Source organism: Leisingera sp. (assembly GCF_034669605.1).
In the GTDB taxonomy this organism is placed as follows: Bacteria; Pseudomonadota; Alphaproteobacteria; order Rhodobacterales; family Rhodobacteraceae; genus Leisingera.
The window spans coordinates 1-9025 of the sequence record NZ_JAXMOX010000189.1 but is presented as its reverse complement, the minus strand read 5'-3'; the positions used below and the strand labels follow the sequence as shown (position 1 = coordinate 9025).

At 60.6% G+C, this 9025-nt stretch carries 7 protein-coding genes; 3 read left to right on the top strand and 4 right to left on the bottom strand.

Features of this window, described 5'->3' with window-relative positions; translation table 11 throughout:
- A partial coding sequence (locus VOI29_RS19455) for an ATPase domain-containing protein (RefSeq protein ID WP_323782535.1) occupies positions 1-312 on the bottom strand: 312 nt, incomplete at its 3' end.
- A 192-nt stretch (positions 313-504) separates the two neighbouring features.
- Here VOI29_RS19455 and VOI29_RS19450 point away from each other — a divergent pair.
- Positions 505-1104, top strand: a complete 600-nt coding sequence (locus VOI29_RS19450; protein WP_323782532.1) for a gamma-glutamyl kinase — start codon at positions 505-507, stop codon at positions 1102-1104.
- A 55-nt stretch (positions 1105-1159) separates the two neighbouring features.
- On the opposite strand, the gene VOI29_RS19445 is transcribed toward VOI29_RS19450, so the two are convergent.
- The 3 genes from VOI29_RS19445 to guaB all read right to left on the bottom strand — a co-directional run bounded on the left by VOI29_RS19445 (position 1160) and on the right by guaB (position 6228).
- Complete coding sequence (locus VOI29_RS19445; RefSeq protein WP_323782529.1) at positions 1160-3475, bottom strand: ATP-binding protein; 2316 nt, start codon at positions 3473-3475, stop codon at positions 1160-1162.
- Between the two features lie 92 nt (positions 3476-3567).
- Complete coding sequence (locus VOI29_RS19440) at positions 3568-4743, bottom strand: RsmB/NOP family class I SAM-dependent RNA methyltransferase (RefSeq protein ID WP_323782527.1); 1176 nt, start codon at positions 4741-4743, stop codon at positions 3568-3570.
- A gap of 36 nt (positions 4744-4779) precedes the next feature.
- On the bottom strand, positions 4780-6228 hold the full coding sequence (gene guaB / locus VOI29_RS19435; protein WP_323782525.1) for an IMP dehydrogenase: 1449 nt from the start codon (positions 6226-6228) through the stop codon (positions 4780-4782).
- A gap of 185 nt (positions 6229-6413) precedes the next feature.
- Between guaB and VOI29_RS19430 the strand changes: the two genes are divergently transcribed.
- The gene (locus VOI29_RS19430; protein WP_323782522.1) at positions 6414-7580 is read left to right on the top strand and encodes a CaiB/BaiF CoA-transferase family protein; all 1167 of its coding nucleotides are present in this window, start codon (positions 6414-6416) and stop codon (positions 7578-7580) included.
- 146 nt (positions 7581-7726) lie between these two features.
- Positions 7727-9025, top strand: a 1299-nt coding sequence (locus tag VOI29_RS19425) for an ASKHA domain-containing protein (protein WP_323782519.1), incomplete at its 3' end; no start/stop codon positions are given.

Genomic DNA, 9025 nt, shown 5'->3' with positions numbered 1-9025 from the left:
ATCGACAAAAGCACAAACACCGCCCTTTTTCTGCTGTTCCGCAATGCAATGCAGCGTCAGCGTTGTCTTGCCGGAACTCTCCGGCCCGTAGATTTCAACAATCCGCCCCATCGGCAGACCGCCAATCCCCAGCGCGATGTCCAGCCCTAAAGAGCCGGTCGAGCTGGCCTCGATCTCCTGCAAGGCGGTGCCATCGCCGAGCTTCATGATCGAGCCCTTGCCGAACTGCCGCTCAATTTGCGCAAGCGCGCTGTCGAGCGCCTTTTGCTTGTCACCGCTTACTTTATTTTTCATGGTCAAAAGATCCGCCATAGTCCCTTGTCCCTTTCTATGTGTCACACACCGGGGCGTGCGGCAATCACTGCTTTGTTCACCTCTTGTTCCTTATGGGATCAAAGGGAGAACATTGCAACAGAAAACTGGTATACCCACTTCACGGTGCGGATGTTAAAGATTGGTTTATAGTTAATCCGCAGCAAGAAATTTTACCGGGCAGTTGACGGAATGATGATATTTTTCAAGAAACGGCTGGCGCTTCTCTCTGTTCCCAAGACCGGGACCACAGCCTTTCAGGCGGCTTTGCGCAGCCAGGCGGATCTTGTGATCACTGATCCGCCGGAACTGAAGCATGCGCCGCTTTACCGCTACAACCGCTGGATACGGCCGATGTTTGAAAAAGTCTGCGGCGCGGAACTGGAAGTGGCCGCAGTGATGCGGGAACCGGTCAGCTGGCTGGGCAGTTGGTACCGGTACCGGCAACGGCCCGCGCTGGATGGCAAGGCAAACTCGACCAAGGATGTCAGCTTTGATGAGTTCCTGCATGCCTATTGCAAGGGGAAACCGCCCGCCTTTGCCAATGTCGGCAGCCAGGCAAAGTTCCTGGAATCCCAGCCTAACGGCTGCAAAGTAAACCATCTGTTCCGCTATGAGGATCAAGACGCATTCAGGAAATTTCTGGAGCAGCGCTTGGACTTGGACCTTCGGCTGGAGCGCAGGAATGTCAGCCCCCAGGCAAGGCTGACATTAAGCCCGGATGCCGAGAGCCATGTCCGGCGAAAACGCGCCGCGGAATTTGAACTTTACGAGTCGATTCCGCTCCGCTGAACATTAAGAAGGCCGCCAGGAACGGCGGCTTTTTCCATCCCTGTGTTTACCAGCCTCAGTGAAGTTGTTCGTGAACCGTTTCGGTCAACTGGTTGAGCGAAAACGGCTTGGGCAGGAAAACCGAATTCGGAACATCCGGATCGGCCTCGCCAAAGGCCCCTTCGGCATAGCCGGAGACGAACACCACCCGGGTGTCAGGACGTTCTTTCAGCGCCTGTCGTACCCAGCTGGGACCATCCATGCCGGGCATCACCACATCGGTGACGAAGACATCCACCGTCAGGCCGGGATCTTCCAGCGTGCGCAGGGCGTCCTCGGCGGATTCGGCTTCCAGAACCGTATAGCCCCGCATCCTGAGAGCCCGGGACGCAAAGGCCCGCACAGGTGCCTCATCCTCAACCAGCAGCACCACGCCCTCGCCATGCTGGGCGGCGGCGGCTTTCTCCGAGGACCCAGCCGGCTTTTCAGCAGACGTCTGATCGGCTTGCTGTTTGTACACCGGGAAGAACAAGGTGAACTGGGTGCCGTGGCCCTTCACCGAGTCAACAAAGATGTAGCCGCCTGTCTGCTTGAGGATGCCATAGGCAGTGGACAGGCCCAGGCCGGTCCCCTCGCCGGTACGTTTTGTGGTGTAAAAGGGCTCAAAAACTTTTTGCAGCTTATCCGGAGCAATTCCGACACCTTCGTCGGACACTTTCACGGTGACCCAGTCGCCCGCTGGAACTGTGGCACGGTTCCGCTCCAGCGGCTTGTCAAGCGCGATAACTTCCGTCTCAACCCGGATCTCGCCGCCCTGCGGCATCGCATCGCGCGCGTTCACCACGAGGTTCATCAGTACCTGTTCCAGCTGCCGCTTATCGGCGCGGATCGCCTTCATCACCGGATCGTGGCTAAGGGTCAGGGTGACCTTCTCGCCGACCAGACGGTTCAGCAGATGCGTGAGGTCCGACAGCGTTTCCCTCACATCCAGGGTTTCCGGCTGCAGGGTCTGCTTGCGGGAAAATGCCAGCAGCTGGCTGACAAGCGAGGCCGCCCGGTTGGCGTTTTCATGGATCTGGATCAGGTCTCCATAGTCCTGATCGCCCTGGTCATGCCGCAGCAGCAAAAGGTCGCAATGGCCGGAAATCGCGGTGAGCAAGTTGTTGAAGTCATGCGCAACACCGCCGGCAAGCTGCCCGATTGCCTGCATCTTCTGGCTTTGCACAAATTGCGCTTCCAGCGTTTTCAGCTCGGTCGCGTCATTCAGCACTGCGATCAGCATCGGGGTGCCCTCTTCCACCACCCGGGTTAGGGTAACCTGAACAAAAACTTCCTTGTCGGATCGTGACAGGCGCAGGAATTCAGACTTGTTCGGCGCCAGCCCATCGGCTGTATCGCGCAGCCAGTCAGACATCGGGCGTCCGAGGCCCTCCATCAGCTGGCCAAGTTTAAGATTAGCGCAGCTTTCAACCCCCAACAGGCGCAGGGCCATGCGGTTGCTGGTCAGAATTTCACCTGTGGGAGCAACCTTGAGAAACGGCACCGGCAGCGCCTCCAGCCCGGCTTGGGCGGGGTCGAAATTGCATTCATCCACCTCCATCAGAAACAGCTCGCTGCGGCCCTGAGTGCGGTTTTTCTCGCTGACCAGAACCTGGACCGGGCCGGACTTGGTGCTGAGCGTGTTGACCTGACCGGGCATGACCGGCAGTGCAGGAAACAAACGGTCGGTGGACTTCACCCGTTCACCAATCAGGCTGCGGGCCGCCTCGTTCATGAACAAAACAGCACCGGTCCGGCCCACCGTGATCATCGGAACCGGCATCGTTTCAGCACCGCGCCCATTGCCGCCGCGATCCAGAATATCCTCAACCCGCCATAAAAAGCTGCCGCCATTCATCTGGTGCACCGCCAGCCGCACCTGGCCGCGGCGGGTCACGATATCCTCTCGCGCGGCACCATCGACACGGGCCCGGCTTTGCAGCCGGTACAAGACCGCCGACGGGTTGGCCAGGATCGACCGCAAGGTTCCAGCCAATGTGTCGCGGTTGCCGTCTTGGAACCGTTTCACTGCTGCCCCGTTGCAGGCATGGATCACCCCATCATCGTCTGTGACAAAGCTGGGTGTCGCGTCTTTTTCGATAAAACCGGTCAGCAGGTCGGCCGCCATCGCCCGCGCATTCAGCCGCATCCGGGTTTGGATGACCATCAGAGCCGCCACAGCCGTCAATGTCAGCCCTACCATGAAAAAGCCGCGGCCCATCCAATCGGGCAGCGGCACCAGCCAGGGGCTGAACATCAGCATCAGCGCCAGCAGCAGCGTCGCTGCTAACCGGGCGTGCTCGGGCGCATAAACCCGCAGTTCCGGAACGGAAGTCTCTTGGCGACCGGGCATTGCGGCTCCATGGAAAATGCAAAGTGACGCCATAACGCGGCGGATTTGGTTAAAACCACGTTAAGAAACACAAATGTTTCCCGGCGGAGACCCTAACAACCACCCTTCGCACGCGTCAACACGGCAACGAAGAAACCATCGGTGCCGTTCTGGACCTGCCAGCTTTGCTGGGCCGCCAGAGACCAGCCCCTGTTCTCTTGCAGAAACTTTTGAACCTGCTCTGTGTTTTCGCTGTTCAGCATTGAACAGGTGGCATAGGCCAAAGTTCCGCCAGGTGCCGTCAGGCTTCCCGCTTCACGCAAGATATCTGCTTGGACTTGGTGCAGAGACTGCAGGTTTTCAGGCGTCAGCCGCCATTTGCCTTCGGGTGCCCGCCGCCAGGATCCGGAACCGGAGCAGGGTGCATCGCACAGCACCAGGTCGAACGGCCCGCTGCGGTCAAGGTCCGAAGTCAGCAGTTGCTGCACCTGCGCACCCGCCCGGGCCGCGCGCTCGGGAAGATCTTTCATACGCCTGGAATCGGCATCATGGACAAACAGACGGAGTTTCGCCTGCGCCGCCATGGCCAATGCCTTGCCGCCGCCGCCAGCGCAGTAATCCAGCACCTTCATTCCGTCTTGCAACGGCAAAAGCGCGGTTACAGCCTGGCTCGCCGCATCTTGTAGTTCAACAAGACCGTCCTGGTACACTTTCGTATTCCGCAGTTTACGGGCACCTTCGGTCACTTCCAGCGCCGTGGCAGCGGCCGGGTGCGGCCGGGTGGCGACGCCTTCTGCGGCAAGCACGGTTTGCGCTTGCGCAAGTGTCCCGCGGGCAATGTTCACCCGCAGATGCACCGGTGCCCGGCCGCGCAGGGCAAGAGCTGCGGCTTCTGCCTGATCCCCAAGGCTGCTGCGGAATTCAGGCCACAGCCAATCGGGAATATCCAATGCCTCGGCCCCTGCGGGCGGAGAGGTCAGCTGACATTCCGTCTCGGTCAAAGGTGCAGGCCCGTATCCCTGTCCACTAAAGACGTCTGCCGGGTCCTGCCCTGCTTCCCGCAGTGCGCCCAAAACCAGCCCCCGTCCGCTGCGCGCGCCGCCAAGGGCTGCGTGCGACCGCTGGCAACGCAGGGCAGAGAACACATGATCACGCACTGCGGCCCGGTCTTTCGATCCGGCAAACCGGCTTCGGCGGCCCCAAGACGTCAAAGCCTTCTCCGCAGGCTCGCCCTCCAGAATCTGGTCTAGAACCTCGATGGCCGCCTGCAGGCGGGCGGCGGGGGTCATGCCCCTGCCCCTTGGTTGGACGCGGCCATCATCAGCTTATCCAGCCCGGTAATTCGGTGCTTCGCGGGTGATCTGCACATCGTGCACATGGCTTTCCTTCAGCCCGGCGCCGGTGATACGGACAAAATTGCAGTTCTTGCGCATCTCGTCCACAGTCGCACAGCCGGTATAGCCCATTGCTGCGCGCAGACCGCCGACCAGCTGGTGAACGACCGGACCTGCCCCGCCTTTGTACGGGACCTGGCCCTCAATGCCTTCGGGCACCAGCTTGTCGCTGGCGGCATCTTTCTGGAAATACCGGTCAGCCGAGCCGCGTGCCATAGCGCCCATCGAGCCCATACCCCGGTAGGATTTGAATGAACGGCCTTGATACAGGATCACTTCACCCGGGGATTCATCGGTGCCGGCGATCATTGAACCGACCATGGCACAGGATGCACCAGCCGCGATCGCCTTGGCAAAATCTCCCGAGAATTTGATGCCGCCGTCGGCGATCACCGGGACATCGCCTGCAGCCTCTGCGCAATCCATGATCGCAGTCAGCTGGGGCACGCCGACACCGGCCACCATGCGGGTGGTGCAGATCGATCCCGGACCAATGCCGACCTTGACCGCATCGGCACCCGCATCGATCAACGCGCGGGTGGCTTCGGCTGTGGCGACGTTCCCGGCAATCACCTGCACCGCGCCATACTGCGCCTTGATCCGCTTCACTGCGTCGATCACGCCCGCCGAATGGCCATGGGCCGTATCCACAACGACGATATCGACACCGGCGTCGATCAGCGCTTCGGAACGTTCAAAACCGCTGTCGCCAACCGAACTGGCGGCAGCAACCCGCAAGCGGCCCAGCTCATCCATGCAAGCGGTCGGGTGCAGCACTGCCTGTTCAGTGTCTTTTAGGGTCAGCAGGCCCGTCAGCCTGCCATCCTTGTCAGAGACCAGCAGTTTTTCGATCCGGCGCGCCTTCATCAGCGATTTGGCTTCTTCCAGGTCGGCGGGCTCCTGCAGCATTGCCAAATTGTCCGAGGTCATCATCACCGACACCGGTGTGCTGTCGTCTGAGGCAAAGCGCATGTCTCGGTTTGTGACAATACCGACCACGCGCCCTGCGCCGTCCACCACCGGGAATCCGGTCACCCGATAGCGCTCCTGCAGCGCCTTGGCGTCGGCCAGGGTCTGGTCTGCGGTCAGCGTGATGGGGTTATAGACGATACCCGAGATAAAGCGCTTGACCCGGCGCACTTCGCGGGCCTGCTCTTCAACGTTCAGGTTTTTGTGGATCACCCCCATGCCGCCGGCCTGGGCCATGGCAATCGCCATGCGTGACTCGGTCACCGTGTCCATTGCCGAGCTTAGAAGCGGGATGTTCAGCGACACCGATTGCGTCACCCGGGTGCGCGTGTCAGCGGTATTGGGCAGCACGCTCGACGCGCCTGGCACCAGTAGAACATCATCAAAGGTGAGAGCCTCACGAATCTGCATTGGTCATCCTCATGCATAACCCCGTTTGGCGGTGACCCTATGGCACAGAACCAACCGGGGGGAAAGAGGCGCGGGCAAGAATTCCTGCAGTGCAGCAATCTCTTTGGTGCTGTTCTGATCTGGGTCAAGGCGTGCTGGCCTGCATGGCGTGTTAGAAAACCTGCAAAGATGATGCAGGATTTGCCATGCCCGCCCCACTGGAAAACGTCACTGTTCTGGACCTCACCCATGTTCTGGCCGGTCCTTACTGCTCAATGATCCTGTCGGATCTCGGTGCCAGGGTCATCAAGGTCGAACGCCCCGGATCAGGCGACGACACGCGGGCATTTCCACCATTTAAGGATGGCGAAAGCGCATATTTTGCCACCATCAACCACGGTAAGAAAAGCATCGCGCTCGACCTGAAGACACCGGACGATCGCACCGTCTTTGAGCGGCTGCTGGCGCAGGCCGACGTGCTGCTCGAAAACTTCCGTCCCGGCGTGATGCAGCGGCTGGGCTATGGCTGGGAGGATCTGCACACCAGATACCCGCGGCTGATCTATGGCGCTGTGTCCGGCTTTGGCCACTCCGGTCCCGATGCTCAGAAACCGGCCTATGACATGGTGGTCCAGGCCCGCGGCGGGGTGATGTCGATCACCGGTGAAAAAGACCGCGACCCGGTGCGCGTCGGTGCCTCGATCGGCGATATCGTTGCCGGCATGTTCCTTGGGCACGGTATTCTGGCAGCACTTCTGGACGTAGCGAAATCCGGCGAGGGCCGGTTTATCGATGTCGCCATGCTGGACAGCCAGCTGGCGCTGCTGGAACACGCCATCGCCATCACATCGGTCACCGGCAAAGCCCCCCAGCCCTCAGGCGCCCGGCACCCGTCGATCACCCCGTTTGAAACCTTCCACGCATCAGACGGGCTGTTTGTGATTGCCGCTGGCAATGACGCGCTGTTTGTCCGGCTCTGCGACGCGCTGCGGCTTCCACTGGCCAGGGACCCGCGTTTTGCCAGCAATCCGGCGCGATGCGAAAATGCGCGCCTTCTGAAACGCTTGATCGAAGCGATAACCTTAGGGAACAGCAAAGACCACTGGATCGGGGTTCTGACCGGGGCCGGCATTCCGACAGGGCCGATCCAGACAGTGGATCAGGTAATGCTGGATCCGCAGATCCTGGCCCGCAATATGGTCGTCCAGATTCTAGGCAGAAACGGCAAATCTGCAAATTTGTCAGCTGGAAATCCAATAAAGATGAGCGGACTGGAAGACCCTGAAACCCGCGCCCCGGCCCCGCAGCTGGATGGGGACCGGGCAGAGGTTCTGGCGTGGCTGGAAGAGGTTGAGGCAGAAGCCGTTCCCTGACCGCCGGCCTGCCGAAAAACCGCATCCCAAAGTCATCAAATTTGGAAAAATGGCGCCAGCAGACGGGAAAATGCCGCCCCTTGCCTTTCGTCTGCCGCAAAAGCCCATATGCTCCGCCTAAATTGCGGAATGAGAAGGCTACAGGCATGACTGACGAACCCCTCGTTGTGTTTACCCCATCCGGCAAGCGCGGGCGTTTCCCCGCGGGCACGCCGATCCTCACTGCCGCCCGGCAGCTTGGGGTCGACCTCGACTCGGTCTGCGGCGGCCGCGGGATCTGCTCGAAATGCCAGATCACCCCCTCCTATGGCGAGTTTTCCAAGCATGGCGTGACCGCCGAGGAAGGCGCGCTCAGCGAATGGAACAAGGTTGAACAGCGTTACAAGGACAAGCGCGGCCTGATCGACGGCCGCCGTCTGGGCTGCCAGGCCACCGTCCAGGGCGACATCGTCATCGACGTGCCGCCGGAAAGCCAGGTCCACCGCCAGGTGGTGCGCAAACGCGCCGAGGCGCGCGACATCACTATGAACCCCTCCACCCGCTTGTTCTATGTCGAGGTGGAAGAACCCGACATGCACAAGCCCACGGGCGACATGGAACGGCTGATCGAGGCGCTGGATGCCCAATGGGGCCTCAAGGGCGTCAAGACCGATCTGCATATCCTGCATACGCTGCAGCCCGCCCTGCGCAGAGGCGGCTGGAAGGTCACAGTGGCCGTGCATCTGGGTGACGAAAGCCACCCGCCCAAAATCATGCATATCTGGCCCGGGTTCTACGAAGGCACTGTTTATGGCCTGGCGGTCGACCTTGGCTCCACCACCATCGCCGCGCATCTGTGCGATCTGAAGACCGGCGAGGTGGTCGCCTCCTCCGGCATTATGAACCCTCAAATCCGTTTTGGCGAAGACCTGATGAGCCGGGTCTCTTATTCGATGATGAACAAGGGCGGCGATCAGGAAATGACCCGCGCCGTGCGCGAAGGCATGAACGCCCTGTTCACCCAGATCGCGACTGAGGCTGAAATCGACAAGACACTGATCGTGGATGCGGTCTTTGTCTGCAACCCGGTAATGCACCACCTGTTTCTTGGAATCGACCCGTTCGAGCTGGGCCAGGCACCATTTGCACTGGCAACCTCCAACGCGCTGGCCCTGCGTGCGGCGGAACTGGACCTGAACATCCACCCGGCTGCCCGCGTCTATCTGTTGCCCTGCATCGCCGGACACGTCGGTGCCGATGCTGCTGCGGTCGCCCTGTCCGAGGCACCTGACAAATCCGAAGATCTGGTGCTGGTTGTTGACGTCGGCACCAATGCGGACATCCTGCTCGGCAACAAGGAAAAGGTTCTGGCCTGTTCGTCCCCCACCGGCCCGGCCTTTGAGGGCGCGCAGATTTCCAGCGGCCAGCGCGCAGCCCCTGGCGCCATTGAGCGGGTCGAAATCAAC